Annotated in this window: 22 protein-coding genes and 1 pseudogene; 10 read left to right on the top strand and 13 right to left on the bottom strand. The window is 67.3% G+C overall.

Features of this window, described 5'->3' with window-relative positions:
- On the top strand, positions 1–689 hold a 689-nt coding region (locus tag BST14_RS12155; protein WP_083064717.1), incomplete at its 5' end, for a polysaccharide deacetylase family protein.
- Between the two features lie 6 nt (positions 690–695).
- On the opposite strand, the gene BST14_RS12150 is transcribed toward BST14_RS12155, so the two are convergent.
- Positions 696–1,163 (bottom strand): MarR family winged helix-turn-helix transcriptional regulator, encoded by a 468-nt coding sequence (locus BST14_RS12150; protein ID WP_083064716.1) that lies wholly within the window; start codon positions 1,161–1,163, stop codon positions 696–698.
- 67 nt (positions 1,164–1,230) lie between these two features.
- Here BST14_RS12150 and BST14_RS12145 point away from each other — a divergent pair.
- The 3 genes and pseudogenes from BST14_RS12145 to BST14_RS12135 form a co-directional block, all read left to right on the top strand.
- Positions 1,231–1,596 (top strand): annotated as a pseudogene (locus tag BST14_RS12145) (hypothetical protein); the annotation flags it as partial.
- Positions 1,596–2,885: a lipase family protein gene (locus BST14_RS12140; protein WP_211280711.1), complete on the top strand. Its 1,290-nt coding sequence runs from the start codon at positions 1,596–1,598 to the stop codon at positions 2,883–2,885. The pseudogene BST14_RS12145 and the gene BST14_RS12140, both read left to right, overlap by 1 nt.
- Positions 2,886–2,997: 112 nt before the next feature.
- Positions 2,998–3,564, top strand: coding sequence for a TetR/AcrR family transcriptional regulator (locus BST14_RS12135; protein WP_281252804.1), 567 nt, complete (start codon positions 2,998–3,000; stop codon positions 3,562–3,564).
- 218 nt (positions 3,565–3,782) lie between these two features.
- Here the strand turns inward: BST14_RS12135 and BST14_RS12130 are convergent, their stop codons facing one another.
- Positions 3,783–5,225 (bottom strand): MFS transporter, encoded by a 1,443-nt coding sequence (locus tag BST14_RS12130; RefSeq protein WP_211280710.1) that lies wholly within the window; start codon positions 5,223–5,225, stop codon positions 3,783–3,785.
- A gap of 204 nt (positions 5,226–5,429) precedes the next feature.
- Positions 5,430–6,299, bottom strand: coding sequence for an alpha/beta fold hydrolase (locus BST14_RS12125; protein ID WP_083064726.1), 870 nt, complete (start codon positions 6,297–6,299; stop codon positions 5,430–5,432).
- A 60-nt stretch (positions 6,300–6,359) separates the two neighbouring features.
- On the opposite strand from BST14_RS12125, the gene BST14_RS12120 reads away from it, so the two are divergent.
- Entirely contained in the window at positions 6,360–7,016 is a 657-nt protein-coding gene (locus tag BST14_RS12120) for a winged helix-turn-helix transcriptional regulator (RefSeq protein ID WP_083064727.1), read from the top strand.
- Positions 7,017–7,057: 41 nt separating this feature from the next.
- Here the strand turns inward: BST14_RS12120 and BST14_RS12115 are convergent, their stop codons facing one another.
- A complete protein-coding gene (locus tag BST14_RS12115) occupies positions 7,058–7,666 on the bottom strand; it encodes a TetR/AcrR family transcriptional regulator (protein ID WP_083064715.1) in 609 nt (202 codons plus the stop codon).
- 67 nt (positions 7,667–7,733) lie between these two features.
- On the opposite strand from BST14_RS12115, the gene BST14_RS12110 reads away from it, so the two are divergent.
- The 3 genes from BST14_RS12110 to fadD1 all read left to right on the top strand — a co-directional run bounded on the left by BST14_RS12110 (position 7,734) and on the right by fadD1 (position 11,474).
- The gene (locus tag BST14_RS12110; RefSeq protein ID WP_083064714.1) at positions 7,734–8,564 is read left to right on the top strand and encodes an alpha/beta fold hydrolase; all 831 of its coding nucleotides are present in this window, start codon (positions 7,734–7,736) and stop codon (positions 8,562–8,564) included.
- Positions 8,565–8,602: 38 nt separating this feature from the next.
- The gene (locus tag BST14_RS12105; RefSeq protein WP_083064725.1) at positions 8,603–9,373 is read left to right on the top strand and encodes an SDR family NAD(P)-dependent oxidoreductase; all 771 of its coding nucleotides are present in this window, start codon (positions 8,603–8,605) and stop codon (positions 9,371–9,373) included.
- Between the two features lie 361 nt (positions 9,374–9,734).
- Positions 9,735–11,474, top strand: a complete 1,740-nt coding sequence (fadD1, locus tag BST14_RS12100; protein ID WP_083064713.1) for a fatty-acid--CoA ligase FadD1 — start codon at positions 9,735–9,737, stop codon at positions 11,472–11,474.
- Here the strand turns inward: fadD1 and BST14_RS12095 are convergent.
- From BST14_RS12095 to BST14_RS12070, 6 genes are read right to left on the bottom strand one after another with little or no spacing between them, the layout of a single operon-like run.
- Positions 11,413–12,063 (bottom strand): MarR family transcriptional regulator, encoded by a 651-nt coding sequence (locus BST14_RS12095; protein WP_083064712.1) that lies wholly within the window; start codon positions 12,061–12,063, stop codon positions 11,413–11,415. The two genes, fadD1 and BST14_RS12095, sit on opposite strands and share 62 nt — an antisense overlap.
- A complete protein-coding gene (locus BST14_RS12090) occupies positions 12,060–12,494 on the bottom strand; it encodes a Zn-ribbon domain-containing OB-fold protein (protein WP_083064711.1) in 435 nt (144 codons plus the stop codon). Before BST14_RS12090 ends, BST14_RS12095 begins: the two co-directional genes overlap by 4 nt.
- Positions 12,491–13,651, bottom strand: coding sequence for a thiolase family protein (locus BST14_RS12085; RefSeq protein ID WP_083064710.1), 1,161 nt, complete (start codon positions 13,649–13,651; stop codon positions 12,491–12,493). Before BST14_RS12085 ends, BST14_RS12090 begins: the two co-directional genes overlap by 4 nt.
- A 25-nt stretch (positions 13,652–13,676) precedes the next feature.
- The gene (locus BST14_RS12080) at positions 13,677–14,018 is read right to left on the bottom strand and encodes a hypothetical protein (RefSeq protein ID WP_083064709.1); all 342 of its coding nucleotides are present in this window, start codon (positions 14,016–14,018) and stop codon (positions 13,677–13,679) included.
- Position 14,019: 1 nt separating this feature from the next.
- The gene (locus BST14_RS12075) at positions 14,020–16,353 is read right to left on the bottom strand and encodes a CaiB/BaiF CoA-transferase family protein (protein ID WP_142279377.1); all 2,334 of its coding nucleotides are present in this window, start codon (positions 16,351–16,353) and stop codon (positions 14,020–14,022) included.
- 2 nt (positions 16,354–16,355) lie between these two features.
- Positions 16,356–17,711: an amidohydrolase family protein gene (locus tag BST14_RS12070; RefSeq protein WP_083064723.1), complete on the bottom strand. Its 1,356-nt coding sequence runs from the start codon at positions 17,709–17,711 to the stop codon at positions 16,356–16,358.
- Between the two features lie 294 nt (positions 17,712–18,005).
- Between BST14_RS12070 and BST14_RS12065 the strand changes: the two genes are divergently transcribed.
- Positions 18,006–18,983, top strand: a complete 978-nt coding sequence (locus BST14_RS12065) for a LacI family DNA-binding transcriptional regulator (RefSeq protein WP_438502152.1) — start codon at positions 18,006–18,008, stop codon at positions 18,981–18,983.
- A gap of 1 nt (position 18,984) precedes the next feature.
- Here the strand turns inward: BST14_RS12065 and BST14_RS12060 are convergent, their stop codons facing one another.
- Genes BST14_RS12060 through BST14_RS12050 form a run of 3 tightly spaced genes read right to left on the bottom strand, consistent with a single transcriptional unit; the run spans position 18,985 to position 22,838 of the window.
- On the bottom strand, positions 18,985–19,395 hold the full coding sequence (locus BST14_RS12060; protein ID WP_083064707.1) for a Zn-ribbon domain-containing OB-fold protein: 411 nt from the start codon (positions 19,393–19,395) through the stop codon (positions 18,985–18,987).
- A 3-nt stretch (positions 19,396–19,398) separates the two neighbouring features.
- Complete coding sequence (locus BST14_RS12055; protein ID WP_083064706.1) at positions 19,399–20,607, bottom strand: thiolase family protein; 1,209 nt, start codon at positions 20,605–20,607, stop codon at positions 19,399–19,401.
- Positions 20,608–20,615: 8 nt separating this feature from the next.
- The gene (locus tag BST14_RS12050; RefSeq protein ID WP_083064705.1) at positions 20,616–22,838 is read right to left on the bottom strand and encodes an acyl-CoA dehydrogenase family protein; all 2,223 of its coding nucleotides are present in this window, start codon (positions 22,836–22,838) and stop codon (positions 20,616–20,618) included.
- Positions 22,839–23,009: 171 nt separating this feature from the next.
- Between BST14_RS12050 and BST14_RS12045 the strand changes: the two genes are divergently transcribed.
- Positions 23,010–23,606 (top strand): TetR/AcrR family transcriptional regulator, encoded by a 597-nt coding sequence (locus tag BST14_RS12045; protein WP_083064704.1) that lies wholly within the window; start codon positions 23,010–23,012, stop codon positions 23,604–23,606.
- Positions 23,607–23,628: the final 22 nt, after the last annotated feature.

Genomic DNA, 23,628 nt, shown 5'->3' with positions numbered 1-23,628 from the left:
GGGCCTGCGGGGCGGTCGGCCCGGAGGCCCTGTTACCGCCCCCGCCCCCGAGTGCCCGCATACCGCTGCCCGGCGGCGGCACCCTGATCAAGCTCCCCGGCGAGGGCGACCTGCTCGCGCTGACCGTCGACGACGGCGTCAACAGCGACGTGGTGCGCGCCTACACGCAGTTCGCCAAGGACACCGGCGTACGGCTGACCTATTTCGTCAACGGGATCTACGACTCGTGGACCGACAACCTGGAGCTGCTTCGGCCGCTGGTCGACAGCGGGCAGATCCAGCTCGGCAACCACACCTGGTCGCACCCGGACATGACCACGTTGACCAAAGAGCAAGCGGCAGAACAGCTCTCGCGCAACGACGCATTCCTGAAGAAGGCATACGGCATCGGCGCCAAGCCGTACTGGCGGCCGCCGTATGCGAAGCGTAACGCCGCCGTCGACGCGGTGGCCGCCGACCTCGGTTACCAGGTCCCCACGCTGTGGTCGGGCTCGCTGTCGGATTCGACGCTGATCAGCCAGGAGTACATCGTCCAGATGGCCGATCAGTACTTCACGCCGCAGGCCATCGTGATCGGGCACCTCAATCATCTGCCGGTGACGCACGTCTACCCGCAGCTCGTGGACATCATCCGCGACCGCAAATTGCGAACCGTCACGCTCAACGACGTTTTTCTCAACACGCCGTAACCACCGCTACTCAACGGGATTCGGCGCCGCCTCGGCCTCGCTGGCGAGCAACATTTTCAGCGCTTCGCGCAGGTCGGCCAGCCGTCGCTCGCCCAGCACCTCGGTCCAGCGCTGTTCGGAGGCCACTGCGTTGGCACGCATCACCCGAAGCGCCTGCCGGCCGCGCGCGGTCAGCTCGATAATGCGGGCACGCGCGTCCACCGGGTCGGGCGCTCGGGTGACGTAACCATTTCGCTCCAGGGCCGCGACCGCCTGGGCCACCGCCTGCCGACTCACCCTGAGGCGATCGGCGAGTGCGGACGCGTGCAACCCGCCGGCCGCCAGCGGCACCAATGCCGTCGCTTGCGCGGGGCGAATCCCGTCGAGGCCGGCCGCGGCGAACGCCGCTCGCAAGCGCGGAGCCCCGGCCGCGGCAACCAAATTCACCAGTGCCGGCACGGTCGGCTCCGACCCGGCGCCCGGTCGCTGTCGCATGTCGACCAGTGTGCCACCCGCAACGCGAATGACAACCTGCTTGTCGAATTCGGCGATCGGTGCCGCGCTGTGCTCGGTGCTGCAGATCCACGGCACTGCCGACGACAGAGTGCCCTACCAAGGCGGGCCGGGAAAAGCCTTCGCAGCCAACGGCTCTGCGCGCGTCGACGGCCCATCGGTGGAATCCGTGAACGCCACCTGGCGCGCCATCGACGGATGCGAGCCACCGAGCTCGACCACCGCCGGCGACGTGACGACTCAGACGGCCGGCTGCGCGGACGGGCGCACCGTACAGTTGATCTCCGTTGCCGGGGCCGGCCATCAATGGCCCGGCGGCGAATCTTCAGCCCGAAACATCGGTAGGCGACCGATCTCTAATAAATTAGAGATCATCTCTTCCGCCCGCGCCCACCGGATTGTTACCGTTCCGTAGTGCATCGGGCCGGGGGAGCTTTCGCGGTACTGCTGGTGATCACCTGTGCACTCGTGGGAGCGGGAATTGCGCGGGCCGACGGCGGGGACGAACCGCAATACGCCGACTTCTACACCCCGCCCGAGCCGCTGCCGCCCGGTCAGCCCGGCGATCTGATCCGTACCGAGCCCTCCCGGCTGGTGCTGGAACCCTCCGGACAGCTGGGTGCGATCATGGCCACCGGCACCCGGATCATGTACCGCAGCACCGATACCCGGGGCAATCCGATCGCGGTCACCGGCACCTACTTCGAGCCCTACAACGACTGGCCCGGGGGCGGCCCACGGCCGTTGATCAGCTACGCGCCCGGCACCCAGGGCCAAGGCAATCAGTGCGCCCCGTCGCGAATGTTCAACCAGGGCATCCACTATTCGGGTGGCTGGGACATCATGTTCAACTACGAGGAGCTCTTTGTGGCGACGATGGTCGCGCGTGGCTTCGCCATCGTGATGACCGATTACCAGGGCCTGGGCACCCCGTCCATGCACACCTATGTGGGCCGGGTGGCCGAGGGACAGGCCGTACTCGATGCGGCCCGCGCGGCCATGCGACTGCCCGGGACGTCATTGGATCCGCGTGGGCCGGTGGCGTTTTGGGGCTACTCGCAGGGCGGGGGCGCGACCGCGTCGGCCGCCGAACTCGCCTCGCAATACGCCCCGGACCTCCACATCGTGGGCGCCTACGCCGGCGCGCCGCCGGCCAACCTCAAGGAGCTGCTGCCCTACGCCGACGGCAGCGCGCTCGTCGGTGTCGTCGGGTATGCGCTCAACAGCGTCATGGCGGCCTATCCGGAGTTCGCCGACATCATTCGTTCCAAGATGACCCCCCGCGGGTTGGCGATGCTGGAATCGGTGTCGCGGCAATGCGTCGGACAGACCCTGCTGGACTTCATGTTTCGCCACATTCAGCCCTATTTCACCGAGGACATCAACCAGCTGGTGAACGAGGAGCCGTTCAACAGCCTGTTCGAGGCGCAGCGGCTCGGGCGCTTCAAACCCAATGCGCCGGTCATGATCGACAGCAATCGCTATGACCCGCTGGTGCCGTGGACCGCTGCCAACCAGCTCGGCCGCGATTGGTGCGCCCAGGGCGCCGACGTCGAGTTCCGCACCAACGAAGAGCCTCCCTTCCTCAACAAGCTCGTCATCAACCACGCGCTGCCGATGCTCGTCGACGGCGAACCGGCGATGCAGTGGGTCGCCGCGCGCTTTAACGGCGAGCCCACCACGCCGAACTGCGGTCAGTTCTAACGGATTCGCGGGATCCGGGCCGCCGCCGCCTCCGCCGGATAAACTGGGGCGCATCGCTGCACGCAGAAAGCACAACGCGCCGGAGCGGCGCCGCCAGCTCGCCGACGCCGCGATCGAGCTGCTGGGCGTCAACGGAGTTCACGGCGTCAGTCATCCCAAGGTCGACGACGGCGCCGGGGTGCCGGCGGGCACCACGTCGTTCTACTTCAGGACCCGCAAGGCATTGGTGCACGCCATGGCGGCACGGCTGGCTGAGCTCGACGTCGCCGACTTCTCGTTGATGGCCGAGCTCGCCGAGAATCATGCCACCCAGTTCGCCGGCACCGCGGGCCTGGCCCGCATCGTCATGTACGTGAACAGCGAACCATGGCTGACGCGCGCCAAGGCCCGCTATGAACTGGCGCTGCTGGCCGGCCGCGACCCGGAACTGGCCGCCGTCCTCAACGAATCCGCCGAGCGCCTTTACGCCCTGGCGCGCAATGTCGTCACCCAATGGCATGCCGCCGGCAGCGCGCCGGATCCGGCACTTGTCGACGACCAGGCGACCGCCACCCTGGCGTTCATCAACGGCATCATGCTGACGTTCGTCGCGGGTCAGCCGGCCGTCGATGATGCGCAGCGCCTGGACCGCCTTATTCAGGGCGTCATCGCGGGCGTCGCGCAGGTACGCGGCGATTAGCGAGAACCAGTCCCACCCTGTGCGTTCCACCCAGCAGCTCGGATTCGTGGCCGTCAGCGCACGTCGAACATCGCGTCGTGCGTAGGGAATCTAGCCCTTCGGCTCCCGCACTTTGAGCCACCCGGGCGATTGTGTTCAGGGGAGTCCGTCGAACGTGTGGTCCGATGAGCGATTGTGAGGCGGCCCATGCTGATTGTTGAATCGGCTTGCCGGGTTGGTCAGACGGTGTCAAGCGCGTCGGCCGCCGTCGATAAGGGCGGTTGGAACCGTCGGCCGGGTAGCGCGACGATGCCCGCGGCGGCGGCCACGTAGCACAGGCCTGCGATCATCGTGCAGGCCGCTGTGAGGCCGGCGAGGAATGAATGTTGTGCGGCGGCGAGAAACTGCGGGTTGTTGGCGGCGACGCCGAACGCGATTTGAACTGAGCCAGCGGCCGCACCGGACATCTGGGTCGCGGCGAACGCGCTGTCGGCGAGGTGTACACCGAATACCGATGAGAACAACGAACCGACGATGGCCACGCCTAATGTCGACCCTAACTCGCGGGTGGCATCGTTGACTGCCGAGCCGATACCGGCTCGAGCCGGTGGAAGCACGAGCATGATGGATTCCGTTGCTGGGGTGGAGATTAGCCCAATCCCGAGGCCCATGAGCAACATCTGCGCGACGATGGTGGTCCAATAGGGGGTGTCGGTGTCGATGCTGCCGGCGATCCAGGCCATCGCAGTACCGAACGAAGCCAGTCCGCTGATCACCACGGCGCGGGTGCCGATGCGCGGCGCGAGCAGCCCACCGACTCCGGAGCCGGCCGCGATCGAGAGTGCGACGGGCAGGATGCGGACGCCGGTTGCGAGCGGGTTGAACCCGCGAAGCACTTGGAAGTACTGGGTAATGAGGAAGATGAATCCTGACAGTGAGAAGAAGGTGATCGTCACCGATGCGCTGGCGGCGCTGAATCGGCGATCGGTGAAGAGTCTGACGTCGAGCATGGGATGGTCCGCCGCCTGCTCGACCATCACGAATGCCGGGACCAGCGCTGCGGTGGCTGCGAATCCGAGCAGCGTCCCGGTGCTGTTCCACCCCCGGGCGGGGGCCTCGATGATGGTATAAACGAGGACCCCGAGCAATGCGATCGAGATTGTCAAGCCCTGGATGTCTAGCGCGGGCACGCCGGGGTCGCGAGATTCTGGTACTAGGAAGAATGTGAGCACGGCTGCTAGCAGGGCCAGTGGGACGAGTGCCCAAAAGACACTGCCCCACGAGAAGTGTTCGAGCAGCAGGCCGCCGGTGACCGGCCCGGCTGCGACGCCGGCTCCGACAACTGCGCCCCATCCCCCGAGTGCGGTTGCGCGTTGGCGGCGGTCGGCGAAGGTGTGGGTGATGATCGACAGTGTGGTGGGGAAGATCAGCGCGGCGAACACGCCCATGCTGAATCTGGCGGCAACCAGTGCGCCGGTGCTGTTGGCCAAGGCGCCTACGACGCTGGTGACCGCGAAACCGAGCAGCCCGATCATCAGGGCCGGGCGCCGCCCGTAGCGGTCGGCCAGGCTGCCTGCCGCCAGGACGAGCGCGGTGAAGGTGAGGTTGTAGCCGTCGACGACCCACTGCAGACCCCGGGTATCGGCATGAAGATCGGTCGCGATGGCTGGGCAAGGCGACATTGACGATGGTGACGTCGAGGTTGATGGCGAGGACCGCTACGTAAACAGCGGCCAGAACCGCCGCCTTGCGGCTCACGGCGTCGCGCCGAAAGTGCCTGTCGCAAAGGCTATTCCGATGGTGGTCCATTCGACGAGCCGACACTGAGACCGCAAGTGCTCGCCATCGATGTGGACCCACACCTCGCTGGGCGCGTCCCTTCATCGTTATTGGCTGTGCCAGTGGCGGATCGCTGCCGCGAATTGCTCGGGAGCGTCGGATGGGACGAAGTGACCGGCACCTTTGACTACGACGGTCTGGTGATCGGTGAAGGTTTGCTCCCAGCGCTGCAGTTCGTTGTTTCCGAATGCGAAGTCCGAGTCGCCCCAGATGATCAGCGTCGGCAGTGCCGCAATGTCGGTCAACCCGGCATCGACGCCGGCGAGAAAGGCTCGGCTAGCGGTGATCTCGCGTGGGAACACAGCTGAGGCTTCCCGCCGTGCAGGGCTGTCGAGGGCCTTTTGGTAGTGGGCCATTTGCTCGTTGGTGGGCTTGGTCAGCCGGTGGCCGATGGGGATCATGACGTTGACGAAGAGGTTGCACTGCCGGATCAGCAGGCGCGCGATCGGGCTGCCCATCAGATGGGACATGATCTGCACCAACGGAGCGCCGACCGGCCACGCCCACGTGTTGGTCAGCACCAGCCCGTCGAAGGCTTCAGGGCGCTGTTGCACCGTTGCCAACCCGATCGGGCCGCCCCAGTCATGAGCCACCAGCGTGACCGCGCTCAGCGCGAGTGCGTCAACGAATCCGCCGATCACCTGGGCATGTTCGGTGGGCAGATACCGGTATCCCAACCCCGCCACCGACAGCCCGAATCCGGGGTAGTCCACCGCGATGCAGCGAAATTCTGGGCGCAGGGATTCGATGACCTCGCGATAGTCGAACGACCAGGTGGGATTGCCGTGCAGGAACAGCAGCGTGGGGCCTGATCCTTCGTCCACGTAGTGGACGCTGTGCCCGTCGATGTCGACGAATCGGCTCTCGAAGGGGAATAACTCGTTATCGACCCAGTCGGGTCTTTCCGCGACTGTCATGTCTTCCACCCGATCGGCTTGATATAGTGACGTAAGCTTTAGATTAACAAGTGGGTGGTGATGAGTCGAGACTACGGTCAGTACTGCGGACTTGCCCGGGCCCTGGATGTGGTGGGCGACCGGTGGAATCTGTTGATTGTCCGCGAGCTCCTGATAGGGCCCGCACGCTACAGCGAGTTGCGCAGCGGACTGGCCGGCATCGCGACGAATCTGCTGACCGACCGGCTCCGCGACCTAGAATCCGCCGGTGTGGTCGAGCGGCGATTGGCCGAGGACGCCAGCGCGATCACGTACGTCCTCACCCCGTGGGGGGCGGAACTCCGCGAGCCCATCAATGCGCTAATCCGCTGGTCGACACCGCTCATGATCCGGGGGCCCGAAGGCGATGAATTCCGCGCCGACGGGCTTCTGGTGGCACTTCCGGCCCTATTCGCCGGGCGCATGCCAACCGATCAGTCAGTGGCGGTGGGAGTCGCCGTGGACGGCGTAATGGTCCAACTGCGCGCAACTGAGTCCGGCATCGCCGTCGACAGGCCCGACGGGCGCAAGCTTGACGCCGTCCTCAATGCCGACGCGCCGCTTGTTCTCGGCCTCGCCGCGGGCGTGTTGTCGCTGGATGACGTCCTCGCAGTCGTCGACATCGACGGTGACGAATCAGCCCTAAGAGCCTTCTTCGACGTGCCCGAGCAAGCAGCTGATCCGAAGTCGTCGTGCTAGCCGTCGAGAAAGCAAAATGCAGGTTTCGCGCGAGGCCGAAGTCAGCGCACGTCGAACATCGCGTCGATGAGTCGGTGCAGCACCTGGCCGGTTTCTCGGCGGGTCCGTTTCGGGTCGTCGGCCGTGGCGATGACCATGGCCGCCTCGTCGAGTGCCCCGATTAGCACGTGCGCCAAAGGCCGCACCGGTTGCTCGGCCAGCTGGCCGGCCCGGATCGCCTCGGTGAGCATCTGCTCGGTCATGCCGAGGCTGTACCGCTGCGCGACATCACGGAACTCGGCCCAACCCAGCACACTCGGCGCATCCAGCAGAATCAGCTGACGCACCTCGGGATCGCCGGAGACGTCGAGCCACGCGTCGACCGCGGCCCGGACCGCGTCCGCCGGTGTGGTTGCCCCGGAGTCGGCCACCACCGCGCCCATCCGCGCCATCACGTCCTGCTCGACGACCTCGACGACTTCGCGGAAAAGCGCTGCCTTGTCGGCGAATTGGTGGTACATAGCGCCCCGGGTGACCCCGGCGGAGGTCGCGATCTCCGGCGTCCCCACATCGGCGTACCCCCGCAGCCCCCACAGCTTGCGGGCGGCCGCGATCAGCGCATCGCGGGTGGCCGCGGAGCGCTCTTCCTGGGTCCGTCTCTTGCTTTCCATACGGTCTGTTGGTAACTTACGAACAGGCAGCCTGTTTGTAAGTGTATCCCCGAGGTAGGAGTTTGCTATGTCGACGATCGACATTAGTGCCGGAACCATCCATTACGAAGCAGCCGGACCCGAAAACGGCAGGCCTGTCGTCTTTGTGCACGGCTACATGATGGGTGGGCAATTGTGGCGCCAGCTCAGTGAACGCCTGGCTGCGCGCGGTCTGCGGTGCATCGCTCCGACCTGGCCGTTGGGCGCGCATCCCGAGCCGCTGCGCCGCGGCGCCGACCGCACCATCACCGGTGTGGCCGGCATGGTCGCCGAAGTGCTCGCCGCGCTGGACCTACAGGACGTGGTGCTGGTGGGTAACGACACCGGTGGTGTCGTCGCCCAGTTGGTGGCCGTGCACCATCGCGAACGGCTGGGCGCGTTGGTGCTCACGAGTTGCGATGCGTTCGAACACTTTCCGCCACCGATCCTCAAGCCGCTCATTCTGGCGGCGAAGACGAAGCCGTCCTTCCGGGCCGCGGCCCAGGCCGTGCGGGTGCCAGCCGTGCGCAAGCGCGCGTTCGACGGTCTGGCGCATCGCAACATCGACGAGCTCACCGAGGTCTGGGTGCGCCCGGCACTGTCGCTGCCGGAGGTCGCGGAAGACCTGCGCCAGTTCACCCTTTCGATGCGCACCGAGGTGACGACGGCGGTGGCGGCCCGGCTGTACGACTTCGACAAGCCGACGCTCATCGCGTGGTCTGCCGACGATGTGTTCTTCGAGCAGGAAGACGGGGCGCGGCTGGCCGCGACCATTCCCAACGCCCGCCTCGAAGTCATCGCGGGGGCCAGGACCTTCTCCATGATCGATCAGCCCGATCGGCTCGCCGATTTGCTCTCGACGATCGCCGTGCGCACGTAACGGTTCGGTGCCTCGACGCTCGCGGTAGCGTCGTGGACGTGTCAGACGCGACGTCTCCCCTGAGCGGCCGGCGGATCCTGGTCACCGGGGGTGCCACCGGTATCGGCGCGGCCGCCGTCGAGGTGCTCGCGGCGGCGGGAGCGAAGGTCGCCGCGACCTATCACCAGACGCCACCGCCGGACGGCCTGGCGGCCGATTGGTTGCAGTGCGACGTGCGCCAGGCAGAGGCCGTCTCGGCGCTGGCCCGCGAGGCGGCGCTACGCCTCGGTGGCCTCGACGTGCTGGTCAACGCCGCGGGGCTGTGGCAGGCGGGAGTTCCCGGCTACATCGACGCCGACGACATCACGTTTCTGTTGGACACCAACATCAAGGCGACCATCCTCACCAACCAGGCCGCCTACGCGGTGATGAAGGACCAAGACCCCAAAGGCGGCCGGATCATCAACTTCGGGTCGTCGGAAGCCGTGATGGGCAGCCCCATCTCGGCCGTCTACGCCGCAACAAAGGGCGCGGTGCAGGCATGGACGCGATCGGCCGCCAAAGCTTGGGCCGCCGACAACATCACCGTCAATGCCCTTGCCCCCGCGGTCCAGACGCCGGGCGCCGACCGGCTCCGCGATTTCCTCGGCCCGGACGCCGCGGCCCTGATCGACCAGCAGATGAAGATGATGATCCCGCTCGGCGGCACGCTGGGCGAGCCCGCCCGCGACGTCGGTCCGATGCTGGTTTTCCTGGCCGGCCCAGGCGCAAGGTTCATCACCGGGCAGCTGCTGGCGGTGGATGGCGGGCTGATGATGGTGGGCGGATAGCGCCGTCACGCATCAACTTTGGGCGTCGCCCTTCGAAGGTTGCGGTCCGGCCTGGTGCCGCCGGCCGGATAAGCCCGCCAATCGCGACTGCGCGATTCCGCGCCGAAGTTCACTCGCTCGGTTGCGTAACAGCAACAGCGACCTGTGTAGCTCAAACAGCATGGGGCAATGATGACCGCTCGGGGCGAACGGGGCGGCGATACACGCGGGCCCCGATGGGGGAATCCTGAGCGAAATAAGCATGACAACTGCACAACAGAATTGGTGGCGACGGCAGGCCCCGTACCCGGCCGGGCCGCCCGGTACTATAAGACGGACCGTCTCGTCTCGTAGGATGGCTAAGCGAAGGTGGATCCGGCCGATGGCTGACGACACGATTCAAGCGCTACTGAACAAGCGCCGGTCCGATTCGTCGATCGCGGTGAAATACCATGACGCGCAATGGACTTGGCATCAGTACCTAGCGGGCGCCGCGGCGCGGGCCGCCGCGCTGCTGGCCGCCGCCGATCCGCTACGGCCCGTGCACGTCGGCGCCTTGCTGGGAAACACGCCCGAGATGCTGAGCCAGATGGCGGCGGCCGGGCTTGGCGGCTACGTGCTGTGCGGCCTGAACGACACCCGGCGCGGTGAGGCACTGGCCGCCGATGTGCGTCGTTGCGACTGCCAGTTCGTGGTGACCGATGCCGAACATCGGCCACTGCTGGATGGCCTGGACCTCGCCGGCACGCAGATCCTCGACACCTCGACACCGCAATGGGCCGAATTCGTCGACGGCGCGGGCGACCTGACACCGCATCGGCAGGTCACCGCGATGGACGCCTTCATGATGATCTTCACCTCGGGCACGAGCGGAAACCCCAAGGCTGTCCAGGTATCCCACTTCATGGCCACCGTCGCCGGTCTCAGCCTGGCCGACCGATTCAACCTCACCGAACAAGACACCTGTTACGTGTCGATGCCGCTGTTCCACTCCAACGCGGTCGTCGCGGGCTGGGCGCCCGCGGTGTGTTCCGGTGCGGCGATCGTGCCCGCGAAATTCTCGGCGAGCAGTTTCCTCGAGGACGTCCGCCGCTACGGCGCCACCTACATGAACTACGTCGGGAAGCCGCTGGCCTACATCCTGGCGACCGCCGAACGTGAGGACGATGCCGACAATCCGCTGCGGGTGGCGTTCGGCAACGAGGCCAACGACAAGGACATCGAGGAATTCGGCCGCCGGTTCGGTGTGCAGGTCGAGGACGGCTTCGGGTCCACCGAGAATGCCGTCATCATCATCCGCGAGCCCGGCACCCCCAAGGGCTCGATCGGCCGGGGCGCCGACGGGGTGGCGGTGTACAACAGCGACACCGTCACCGAGTGTGCGGTCGCCCGGTTCGACGCCGACGGCGCGCTGGTCAACGCCGACGAGGCGGTGGGCGAGTTGGTCAACACCGCGGGTTCGGGTTTCTTCACCGGCTACTACAACGACCCGGACGCCAACGCCGAACGCATGCGCCACGGCATGTACTGGTCCGGTGACCTGGCCTACCGGGACGCCGACGGCTGGATCTATCTGGCCGGCCGCACCGCCGACTGGATGCGGGTGGACGGCGAGAATCTGGCGGGGGCGCCGATCGAGCGAATCCTGTTGCGCCACAGCGCGATCAGCCGGGTCGCGGTCTACGCCGTGGCCGACGGCCACGTCGGCGATCAGGTGATGGCCGCGATGGTCCTCAACGACGGCCAGGCCCTGACCGCCGATGATTTAGAAGCGTTCCTGGACGCGCAGCCCGACCTGTCCCCCAAGGCCCGCCCACGCTACGTCCGGATCGCGGCCGACCTGCCCAGCACCGCGACGCACAAGGTGCTCAAGCGCCGGTTGATCGCTCAGGGAACGAACGTCGGGCCCGGCGAAGTGCTGTGGGAGCGCGAACCACGGGGCACGGCCTACACGGTCAGTGGCGATCGTTCGGGCGGAGCCGGGCGCGGCGGGTCGCCACCATCAACTAGCGGCGATCGCAAGCGCGGCGGAGCCGGGCGCGGCGGGTCGCCACCATCAACTACGACGGGCTCCTCGGTACCCGGCGCCGGATCTGACCCTTCGGCCGTCGCACCCGTTTAGCCGGGTCTCGCGTTGTGCCGCTGGCAATCTCGTCGCGCAGCTGGGTGATGTTGGAGATCTCCGCGTACAGCCCGCGGATGGCGTAGTCCAAAACGGCGAAGGAGTACCGCTGCTCGGGGTCCTCGGTGATGCCGAGTTCGGCCGACCGCCGCCGCGACCACAGCGCCTCGTCCAACCGGGCGCGGGTCGCTTCCAGATGCCGGTCCAAGGTGTCGAGGACGTGTTCGGGATCCTGGCCGCGCGCCAACCACGTGCGGAGGATGACGGGGTGTTTGACGACCACGCGGTCGGGGCCCGGGAAGTGCTGGACCCAGCGGCGCAGCGCGTCGCGTCCGGCATCGGTGGTCTCGTACAAGGTGATGGCGCGTTTGCCGGATTGCGCGCCGATCTCGCTGACCATGTCCCGCTGCAACAGGCGGGTCAGTTCGCGCCGGACGTGACTGACCGACGGCGACCAATAGAAGTGCCCGACCGACAGTTCGGCACGCATCTTGATCTCGCCGGCGGTGAGTTGCTCGTCGTTGGCCGCCAGCACCCCTAACACCAGGTAGGCGGTGACCGGCAGGCCGTTAGTGGTTCTCGGGCTCACGAACTGCCGGTTTCCGCGCCGGTGAAGTACGGGAGGGTCACGTCGGGCCCGGTGGCGTGGAACTGCACCCGTACTCGCATGCCGACGTCTAGCTCCTCCGGTGGCACGCCGACGACGTTGGTCAGCATCTGATAACCCTCGTCCAAGGTGACGATCGCCGGCGCATAGGGCGGCTCGAATTCCGGTGTCACGGACCGGTATACGACCGTCCAGCTGTAGATCTCGCCGCGGCCGCTGCTGTGCTGCCAGGTGATGTCATCGGAAAGGCATTGGCGGCAGTGTTCGGTCGGCGGGAAGTTCGCCGATCCGCAAGCAGCGCAACGCTGGTAGCGCAGCTCGTGGGATCGGCAGCCCTCCCAGAACGGGCGGCTGACGTGGCTGCTGGCGTGCGGGACGGGCCCGGCTTGGGGCCGCAACGGATCGGAGGTCATCGTGGTTGGTCTCCCAGAATCAGCACGGTCGTGAACAGCGCCCCCGCTCCCCCGTTGCTACAAAGCGCGACGTGTGCATCGGGCACCTGAAGATCGCCGGCCTGTCCGCGCAGCTGCTGCACGGCGCGGACCGCCCGCTGCATCATCTGCGGATTGGCGCCGGCATGGCTGAACGACATGGTTCCGCCGTCGGTGGTGATCGGGTGGCTGCCGTCAATGGCGATGTGGCCGTCGGCCACGAAGGGACCACCCTCACCGTCGCCGCAAAAACCGAAAGCCTCGAGCTGACGGATGATTTCGAAGGAGAACGGGTCGTAGAGTTCCAGCACGTCGACGTCGCCGCGGCGCAAGCCGGCGTGTCGGAATGCGCACTCGGCCGCCCGCCGGCCCACCACACCGTTGACGTGGTCTGCGCGCCGCCCGGCCAGATCGTACGCGGGTGGGTGCTGATACGACGGGCCGTGAAAGTCCGCTCCGCTGCCCAGCACGTAGATGGGCCGGCTCGCAACGTCGACGGCAGCGACGTTGGCCACGACGAGCGCACACCCTCCCTCGGAGGTGGTGGCGCAATCGAGGAGGTGAAACGGGTCGGCGATGGGTCGCGACGCGGGGATGTCGTCCGGGCTGAACGGCCCACGGTCGTAGTAGACGGCTTCTGGATTGCGTGAGCCGTTGTTGCGGATGGTCGCCGCCACCAACGAAAGTTGTTCGCGCGTGGTGCCGTAGGCATGCATGTGGCGCCGCGCGATGAGCGCGAACTCGGCGGTGGTGAACATGCCCCAGGGGGCGACGAATTCGTTTTCGGGCCGGGTCCAGGGCGCCGTGGACTCGTGGTCCCGGTATTCGCCGGCCTGGGCCGCGACCAGGACCACCACCTCGGCCATGCCGTGCTCGATGGCGGTGACCGCCTCGGTGATCATGCCGACCCCGAATGCCAGGCCCTGCCAGGCCGGGCCGATGCGCAGGTCGTAGATCAACGAGGTCGACTGCGGGCTGGCGCTGATGCCATCGACATCGTCGAGGGTCAGGCCGGCATCGTCGAGCGCGCCGAGGATCGCCTTGATCGCCAATCCGCGTGAGGTTTCGCCGTCCAGCCGTCGCCCTTGCCGGGTGTTGTGCACTCCGACGATCGCGGCGGTGCGCTTGCCCCCCGTCACCGATCTTCCATTCCCTTACAGCCCTTCAGTTTTCGTCCGCGACCACACCCAGGTAGGTGCCGCGGACCTCGTATGGTCGCCCGTCGCGGATGATGGTGCCGATCGTCGTGGTGCGCGCGTCGCGGTTGTCCGGGCCCGGGGCGCCACCCGGTTCCACGACATCGATTCGCACGTCCACCGGACGCGCCGTCTGCGGGTCGGTGATCTCGACGACCATCGCGACCGCGCGCTCGTCGTCATCCCATTCGACGCCGGTGATGCGGTGGCGAGCGGTCAGCTCCATCACGACGGAATCCTTGCGCACCAAGAAGCGCACCGGCGCACAGAGTTCACCGGCGCGGGGCGGCACGCACAGGCTGACCGCCATGTCACAAACCCGCCGGCCGCGCGCTGATGGTTCCCGACCGCCGCAATGCATCCAGGTCCTGCTCGCTTCGCCCCAGCAGGTCGGTCAGCACCTCGCCGGTGTGCTGCCCGTAGCGCGGCGGTACCCGCCGGATCCAGCGCCGCGGCGCGCCGAGGAACGCGAACGGCATTCCGGTGCACTCGAACGATCCGGCGACGGGATGGTCGACGGTTTCCCAGAAGCCGCGGGCCTGCAGCTGCGGATCGGCCAGCAGCGCCGCCGCCGGCGTGACAGGCGCGGCGGCCACCCCCGCCGCACGCAGCGCGGCGACCGCCTCGAAGACCGAATGTCCTGCGGCCCAAGCGGAGATCAGCTTGTCGATGTCGTCGGCGCGCTCGGCCCAGTCGGCATGCTCGAGCCCGGGCTGGCCCAGCAGGCCGGCCAACGAGGCCCGGGAGGTGTCGTCGAGCGCGGCGAGCGCGACCCAGTCGTCATCACCGCGGCACCGGTAGACGCCCTGCGGGCTGGCGCCGGGGCCTCGATTTCCGTTCCGGTGCATCGCGATTCCGTTGCGGGAGTATTCGACCAGCATTTCGGCCGACGCGTTGAGCGCGGCCTCGACCATGGTCGCCTCCACCTGCATTCCGGTGCCCCGGCGGTCGCGGATCGCCAGCGCCGCGACGGCGGCGAAGGCGGCGTGCAACCCGGCGATCGGATCGCACACACCCCGCGGGATCACCGGCGGGCCATCGGCGTGCCCGGTCATCCATGCCATGCCGGTGGCCTGCTCCATCGTCTGCGCGAAGCCGACGCGATCGCGCCACGGACCATCGAGCCCGAACGCGGGCATGCGGACAAAGATCGCCCGCGGATTGGCGGCCCGCACCGCGTCCCATTCCAGGCCGAAGTTCGCCATCACCCGGGGTGAAAAGTTCTCGACGACCAGATCGCTGGCGGCGATGAGCTCGAGCGCGAGCTCTCGCCCGGTGCCGGTGCCGAGTTCGATGCTGACGCCCCGCTTGTTGTTGTTGCTGCACAAAAAGACCGGGCCCCATTCCCACCATTGGTCCCAGTCCGGTGGGCGCCCGGCCGAGAACCGCATGCCGTCGGGCCGGCGCACACCCTCGACCTTGATCACGTCCGCGCCCAGGGCGCCCAGCAGCTGGGTGGCGACCGGGCCCGCCCAGAACGCGGTGAAGTCGGTGACCCGGAGGTCGGACAACGGCAGCGCGTCGGGGTCGGCGCTGCGGGGCGGTTGGGGTCGCACCGGCCACCGGACCCGCCCGTTGTCGGCGCCGAGTCGCGGTGGTTCCCCGGGCGCCCGGGTCGCCATCGCGTCGCTGCGATACGGCACCCGCGGCGACAGCACCCCGGTCGGCGACTCGACGAACACGCCGCGTTGGCAGAAGTGTTCGATCTCGGAGAGGGTTTCGGGTGTCGCGATGGGGGCGACCGGAATCCGGAATGCCACCGCGAGATCGACGATCTCCTGGGTGGTCCGGCGCCCGGTCCATTCGGTGACCATGCGCAGGAACTCGTCGCGGCGCTCGACCCGGCCGGCGAACGACGCCAGGTCGGCATCGTCGACCAGTTCGGCGCGATCGATCATCACCAGGAAGTCGGAGAACTGCTGCGCGGTGATGGTGCAGAAGCCGACCATTCCGTCGGCGGTCGGGACGATCGACGGCAGCTCCAAACTCCGTTCGTGCAGCAGCGAATCGGCGCCCAGCACGCTGGCCGACATGGCGGACAGCCCACCCATGGCGATCACCATGGCCTCGTAGGTCGAGACATCGATGACCTGTCCGCGTCCGCTTCGGGCCGCATGCCGGGCCGTTGCCGCGGCCGCGGCCGCCGCGAACGTGCCCGCCAGCCACTCGCCGAGCCGACCGCCCGCCTGCACCGGCTCGTCGTCGGGCCAGCCGCGACCGGCGATCGATCCGCACAACGCCTGCAGGATGAATTCGTTGGCGGCAACCTGGTTTTCGACGTAGGGGCCGGTGGTGCCGAACGGCGTCACCGCCACCACCACGGCCGCTGCGGCGGTGTGGGCGGTGATGTCGTCGAGTGTCCGTCCGCCGGTGAGGTCGGTGATCACGAGGTCGGCGCCGGCCAGTAGCGCGGTGATCGCGGGCTGGCCGTGATCGATTACCGACTTCTTGCCCGCGGCCAGATAGTCGAACAACGCGCCGGGCGGTCCGCCGGCCGACCATCGGCGCAGCGAATCTCCCTGCGGCGGCTCGATTTTCACCACGTCTGCGCCGGCGTCGGCGAACATCTTGCCGCAGTAGGAGGCCGCCAGTCCGTTGCTCAGCTCCAGCACGCGCCAGTCCGCGAACGGCGCCTCGGCCCGCACGCTCAATTGCCCAGTGTGGTGGCGCGGCCCGCGATGCCGGTGGCCTCGGCCGTCACCGGCGCCTGCGCCGAGGCCTGGGCCTGCAGCGCGAACTGGGTCATCCGCGTCCATGCGTCGCGGTCGCGCTGGCTGGCTTGGCGGCCGACATGGGTGACCACGTCGACGTCGGTGGCCTGCGTGCGCAAATAGCCCGCCCGCGCATGGTCTTTCGGGATGTACCGGAACGGGTCGAACGAGTAGGCGGCCATGGCGTTCTCGTGGGTGATCTTGTCGATGACCGTGTCGTCGAGGTGACCCATGGTGGCGATGATGTCTTCCGGGGCGAAGGGCCAGTTGCTGTCGGAATGCGGGAAGTCGGATTCCCAGCACAGCATGTCCTCGTTGAACCAGTTCATGATCTGCACGCCCACTTTGTCGCTGATGAAGCAGGTGTAGAAGTGCCGCTTGAATACATCGGTGGGTCCGTCGTAACCGGGCGGGAAGCTCGCCAGCGTCCAACCCGAGTGACGGTTGTAGACGTGTTCGGCCCGCCAGAGGAAGTACGGAATCCAGCCGACGTCGCCCTCGGTCAGCGAAAACTTCAGTTGCGGGAAGTCGGCCCAGAACTGCGCCCAGATGAGCTCGGTGAAGGTGAACATGCTCATCATCGACGAGGCGGTCATCTGCACGCTGGGCGGGGCGTCCGTGGACACCTGGGGCGATCGTGACGCGGACCCCACATGGGTGCACAGCACGGTGTTGTGTTCGCAGACGGCCTCGAACAGCGGATACCAGTATTTGGTGTGAATGCTGGGCATCTGCAACGCTTCTGGGTTCTCCGAGAATGTGACGGCGTGGCAGCCCTTGGCGGCGAGGCGCCCGACTTCCTTGGCGGCCTCGGTCACGTCGAACAACGGCAGGATGCCGCATGGGATGAACCGGCCCGGATATGCCCCGCACCATTCGTCGACGTGCCAGTCGTTATAGGCCTTGATCATCACCAGGTTCGTGTCGCGGTCGGGGCCCTGGTTGAGGACCTGGCCGGAGAAGCCGGTGAAGTTCGGAAAGTTCAGTCCCGCGAGCTGTCCGCCGGCGTTCATGTCCCGCACCCGCTCGTCCACGTTGAAGCAGCCCGGCCGCATCTCGTCGTAACGTGAGGCGTCGATGTTGTACATCTCGCGCGGTTTTCCCGCGACGGCGTTCAGGCCCATGTTGCGCCCGCGGATCTCGCCGTAGTACCACTGCTGGATGCCGTCGGGCTCGAGAACCACCCGCGGCGCTCTGTCCTTATAGGCGGTCGGTACGTGGGCTTCGAACATGTCGGCGGGCTCGGCGATGTGATCGTCCACGCTGATCAGAATCAGATCGTCTTTAAGCATGCCGCCCACCTCGATCACACCGTCAGCGACTAGTAGACAATGGTGTGAGTCACAGTGTCAACCGAGCGCGTGGTTGCGGCCCGTGGCGCCCACGACCCGAATTGTGTCTGTTCGGCCGGCAACCAGTCATGCGGCGGCGCCGCGTCACCGCCAGCGGGTCCACGCCGCTGCTCTTCAAAGAGCGACTATTAGTCCATAGCATGGCGCCGCCGGCTCACCTTCCGCGCGGTATGGCGCGATGCGCGCCGCCGTCGCGTGCCACGATGGGGCATGACCGGCCGGGAAGGTGCGAAGTTGAGCAACAACAAAGCTGCGCGTCCGACCACCGCCGATGTCGCCCGGTTGGCCAGCGTGTCGACCGCCACGGTCAGTTACGTGCTGAACAACGCCCAGGGCCGGCGTATCTCAGCGGAAACCCGTGATGCGGTGTACCGCGCGGCCAAACTGCTGGGGTATCGGCCCAACCTCGCCGCGCGCAACCTGGCGCGCGGTAAAAGCGGTGTGGTGCTCTACGTGGTTCCGCACGTGGCCGTGGGCGAGATGCCAATGCAGGCCGGCAGCCACATGACCACCGCACTGGCGCGCGAGGGTCTTCTTCAGGTACAGATCTTCGAGACCGACGACGACCAGCATGTGGTCGACGCGATCGAAAATCTCGACCCGGTCGCGATCACCAGCCTTTTCCCGCTGAGTGCGGCGCCCCGTCAAGCGGTGGCGAAGGCGGGCATCCCCCATATCGAGATCGGGACATTGCCCGCGCTCAAAAACCCGCACCTGTCGGTCGGTGAGATGCGTGTCGAGCACCTGGTCGAGCGTGGTCATCGGCGAATTGCGTTCGCCTACACCGGGATTGCCCGGTGGCGACCGCTGGGTGACTACTGGTTCGAGGGTGTTTCACGGGCGGCACAACTGCGCGACCTGCCGCCGGTGCGCAGCGACGAGGTCACCCTGGACAACGCCGCCGATGTCGTCACCCGCTGGGTGGGCGACGGGGTGACCGCGGTGTGCGCCCAGAGCGACGAGATCGCCTGCCTGGTCCTCTACGGTATCCACCAAGCACGGCTGCGCTGTCCCGGGGACTTAGCGGTGATGGGCGTCGACGCCAGCCCGATGGGCATGGTGAGCACTCCGCAACTGACCACCGTGCAATTCGATCCGTGCGCGGTCGCCGACGCCGCCCTCGCCGCCGTATTCGAGCGGCTGGGGCACCCCGCCCCGCCGTCGCCGGAGCTGACCGACATCGCCCACCTGGTGGTGCGGTCGTCGACGTAGCTCAGTCGGCAGGCTCGTAGCGCAGCAGCGTGACCTCGTGTTCCGGGTAGTCGCAGAACACGGGCTTCACCCGCATCCCGATCTGGAGGCGGGCCGGGTCGACGTTGATCATCTCGGTGGAAAACCGTGGGCCCTCATCCCATTCGACGATGGCGAGCAGCTGGGGGACGGCGTCGGCGAAATGCGGGCTGACCGGCCGGTGGGCGACGGTGTAGGAGTAGAGCGTCCCCAGTCCGGAGATCTCGCGCCATTCCAGGTCGTCGGCCAGGGTGCGCGGCGCGCGCACCCGTGGGTAGAACACGTAGGCCTGTAACGACGGCGAATACTGAATGACGATGCGATGTTCGCCGAGCGCGTCCCAAAACGGCGCGCTGGTAGGCGTTTTGACGGGCATGGGTCGTTCGAATTTCATCGGTCAGTCCCCTTGCAGGATCAGCGTCGTCTGCTCGGACAAGATGCCCCCGTTGCCGGACACGAACGCCCGGTTGCAGTCGCGGACCTGCGCGGCACCCGCGCGACCCATGATCTGGCGGGTGGCGTCGCAGACATGGTGCATTCCGCCGGCCAAACCCGCTTGGCCGAAGCCCAATTGCCCGCCCGCGGTGTTGAGCGGAAAGTCGCCGCGGAAGGTCAGGTCATGGTTGGCGACGAATTCCATGCCCTTACCCTTCTCGCAGAAGCCGGCATCTTCCAGGGAGAGCAGCACGGTGATGGTGTAGCAGTCATAGATCGACACCATGTCCATCTGTTCGCGGCTCAGACCGATCATGGCGAATGCGGTCTCGGCCGCGGCGGCGATCGGGGTGTGCAGCAGATCCTCTGCATATGTCGGAGTCTTGAACGGGACGTGTTCGCCGAATCCCTTGATCCACACCGGGCGATTGCGTGACCGCTTGGCGACGTCCGCGCTGGCGACGACGACCGCGGCGCCCCCGACGCAGGGCATGACGATCTCGAGCATGTGCAGCGGGTCGGCGATGACCGGGCTGGCGAGCACGTCGTCGACGGTCAGCGGCTTGTCTTTCCAGATCGCGCCGTCGGTGTGATTGGCGTTGACCCGCTGGTCGACGACGATCTTGGCCATCGCGCGCTCGTCGTAGCCGTAGACCGCGGCGTAGCGCTGAGCCACCTGGCCGTACGGTCCGTTCTGGCCGAGGTTGCCGTAGGGGATCTCGAATTCGGCTTGGGGCGAGCCGTATTGGTTGCTCGACGAGCCGAAGAACATGGCGTCGACCATGGGCCGGGGCTTCTTCTTGGATGAGGGCGTGATGTAGCGGGCGGGCAGCGCGCACAGGACCGCGTCGCAGATCCCCAGCTCGATGGCCGCCGCCGCGCGCCACACCATGGCCGCGGCGCTGGCCCCGCCCAGATCCACATGCTCGGCGAATCTCGCGCCCACGCCCAGGTATTCGGCGATGGTGGAGGGGACGAAGATCTCCGACTCGGCCAGGTGTGACGCGACGATGCCGTTGACGACATCTCCCGGCAGGCCGGCATCCTCGAGCGCGGCGGCGCTCAGCTCCGCCCACTGTTCGAGGACGAACGGCGCGGGCGAGGCCTTATTGAGCCGCTCGGGCGGCAGCTCGACGTATCCGACGATCGCGGCTTCTCCGCGTAATCCCATGCCGTGTCCTACTTTCGGGGCAGTCCGAGGATCATCTGCGCGATGATGTTCAGCTGGATCTCCCTCGTGCCACCGCCGATCAGCTCGGCGGGCAGGTGCAAGTAGGGTTCCACCACCGCAGCGCCGGGGTCGTCGACCATTGCGACCTGCCCGGTGAGCTGCAGCGTGGCCTGGAAGGTGCGTCGCAGCAGCACATTCATCGCAACCTTGGCGATGCTGGACGCCGGGCCGGACGCCTGGCCGTCGAGTAGCCGAATGGTTTCGCGCACCCCGAGCGCCCTGATCGCGTTGGTGTAGGCGTCCAACTCGCCGAGTTCGCGCAACACGTCGTCACGATCGGGGCCGGGTTTCGCGGCGAGCCGGCGCAGCGCGACGGCCCGGTCGAATTTGACGTATCCGCCGATCGCCGTGCGCTCTTCGGCCATCGTGGCGATCGCGAGGCTCCAACCGTCGGTCGGACCACCCAGCAGCATCTCGTCGGGGACAAAGACGTCGTTGAGGAACACCTCGTTGAAGTGTGCCTGCCCGGTGGCCGTCTTGATCGGCTGGATCTCGACCCCGGGGGAACGCATATCGAGGATGAAATAACCGATGCCGCGGTGCTTGCCGGCTTCGGGGTCGGTGCGTGCGAGTAGCGCGCCCAGGTCGGCGTATTGGGCCAGCGACGTCCAAATCTTGTGGCCGTTGATCCGCCAGCCGCCGTCGACCTTGGTGGCCCGGGTGGCCAGCGACGCGAGGTCGGAACCGGCTCCCGGCTCGCTGAACAGCTGGCACCAATGAATGTCGCCGCGTTGGGTCGGTGGAATCAGCTTCTCCTGCAGCTCTTTTGGCGCGGCGGCCAGCACGGAGGGCAGAATCCACTCGGCGATGTTCAGCGACGGCCGAACCAGCCCGGGTCGCTTGGCGAACTCCTCGTCGATGATGAGCTGCTTCAACGGGCCCGCATCCACGCCCCACGGCGCCGGCCAGTGCGGCGCGATCAGACCGGCCTCGGCGATCAACGTGCGCTGCGGACCCGATGCCTGGTCCGCGTAGTCGCCGTGCGGTGCGGGTTTGTCGTTGCTCAATTGCAGGGCCGCATCCAGTGTTTCGGCCACCCAGGAACGGAATTCGGCCTCCGCGTCGCCGAGATTCACCGACATGTCGCGCGTCTGGGTGCACGTGAGCTCCCCCAGCCGTCGCGCCCAGCGGTTAGCCGGGCCTATCGATCCCGCCAGACTGATGGCCCGCCGCCAGTACAGGTGCACGTCGTGTTCCCAGGTGAAACCGATGGCGCCGAGCATCGTCAGCGCGTCGAGCACCAGGTCCGGGGTGGGCGAGATCGCAATCACGGCCGCCCCGGCCGCGGCGATCCGGTGCTGATCGAGTGATTCGTCGACAGCGCGGACCGCGTCCCACGCAGCCGCGGTGGCCAATTCGCTGCTGACCAACAGCATTGCCGCGTTGTGCTGCAGGGCCTGGAAGGTGCCGATCACCTTGCCGAACTGCTCGCGGACGCGTAGGTGCGCGGTGACGGCCTGCAGGCACCACGCAACGATGCCGGCGGTCATGCTGGCGACGAGACCCACCACCACACAGCGGGCGCGCTCGGGGTCGAGGCCGGTGAGCGCCTCGGTATCGGTGACGCGGTGGTCGTCGAGCCGGAGGATGCCGGCGTCGGCGACGAGGTCGGTGCCGGATACGGGTTCGACCGTGGCCGTGGGGGTTTCGGTGTCCACCAGCGCCCAGACGACGTCGCCGTCATCGGTAGGGGCACCGAGCAGGATCGTACGCGCCGCGCACACCCCCAGGGTGATGTTTGACGCGCCGCTGATCCGCCAGTCGCCGCCGTCGCGTCGCGCCGAAAAGCCGTCTTCGGGCAGCACGATCGTCGCGGTGGCGCCCGTCGCCAGCTCCCGGAGGAATGATTGCGCGCCCGGCGTCGGATCGGCGAGCAGTGCCGCGGCTCCGGCGCAGACGGTCGGCAGCAGCGGACCGGGGAGCAGCGCGATGCCCGCCGATTCCAGAACGCATGCGGCGTCGATCAGTTCTCCACCTTGGCCGCCGAGGGCTTCGGGCAGATGCACGGCGTGGAACCCGTTGGCGACCAGAGCATCCCACCATCCGGGCACGCTGCCCGCCGCGAGGTCGTCGAAGCTGCCGCGCGTGGCGGCGATCGGCGCATGCCGGGCGGCGAATTGTCCGACGGCGTCGCTGAGCTCCTGCTGCTCCGGACTCAGTCCCAGACTCACGAGGACGGCCGAGAGATAACTGGCGTTGGCCGCACCGACTGCTATCCTTTCGCTACAAGACGGACCGTCTCGTCTTGTGGCAGCCTACCGGGGCGAATCGGGATATGTAAAGCGCGCCCGATCCCCGGCGAAGGGCTTTCGATCGGAGTTCGCAGAAGCGAGGACCACCAGATGCCAACCGATCTCGGCGCGGCGAACGCACCGGCGGGCTCGCCTCGGAGACGCAGCGAGAAGTCTCGCACGGCGATCGTCACGGCCACGCGGGAACTGCTGCTCGAGCGCGGCTTCGACGGGCTTACCATCGAGGCGGTCGCCGCGCGCGCCGGCGTGGGCAAGCAGACCATCTACCGATGGTGGCCCACTCGCCCCGCGCTCGTCGCCGACGTCATGCTCGAAGACGCCGACAAGCTGCTCGCGTCGGTGAACCACAGCGGCAACCTGGCCGCCGACCTGGTGGGCTGGGTTGGCAAGTTGTTCGCCAGCCTGACGACGCCGCGCGGTTCGGCCATGCTGCGCACGCTGACCGTAGCCTGCATGGAGCACGAGGACACCGCCGTCAAGCTGCACGCCGGATTCAGCGCGCCCCTTCACGACAGCGTGCGGACCCGGCTCATGGCCGACGGCATCAACGAGACCATCGCCGAGTCGGCCGCGGACGCAATCGTCGGCGGGGTGGTGTATCCGATCCTGTCCGGCGCCCAGCCCTACTCGCGCCGGCGAGCCGAGCGCACCACCCGGCTCATCGTGGCAGCGCTCACCGCGGGCTGACCGTCGCGTGCAGGGGCGTCGG

This window comes from Mycobacterium arosiense ATCC BAA-1401 = DSM 45069, from assembly GCF_002086125.1.
Classification (GTDB): Bacteria; Actinomycetota; Actinomycetes; order Mycobacteriales; family Mycobacteriaceae; genus Mycobacterium; species Mycobacterium arosiense.
The sequence above is the reverse complement of the archived record's forward strand: the minus strand, read 5'-3'. Positions and strand labels throughout refer to the sequence as shown.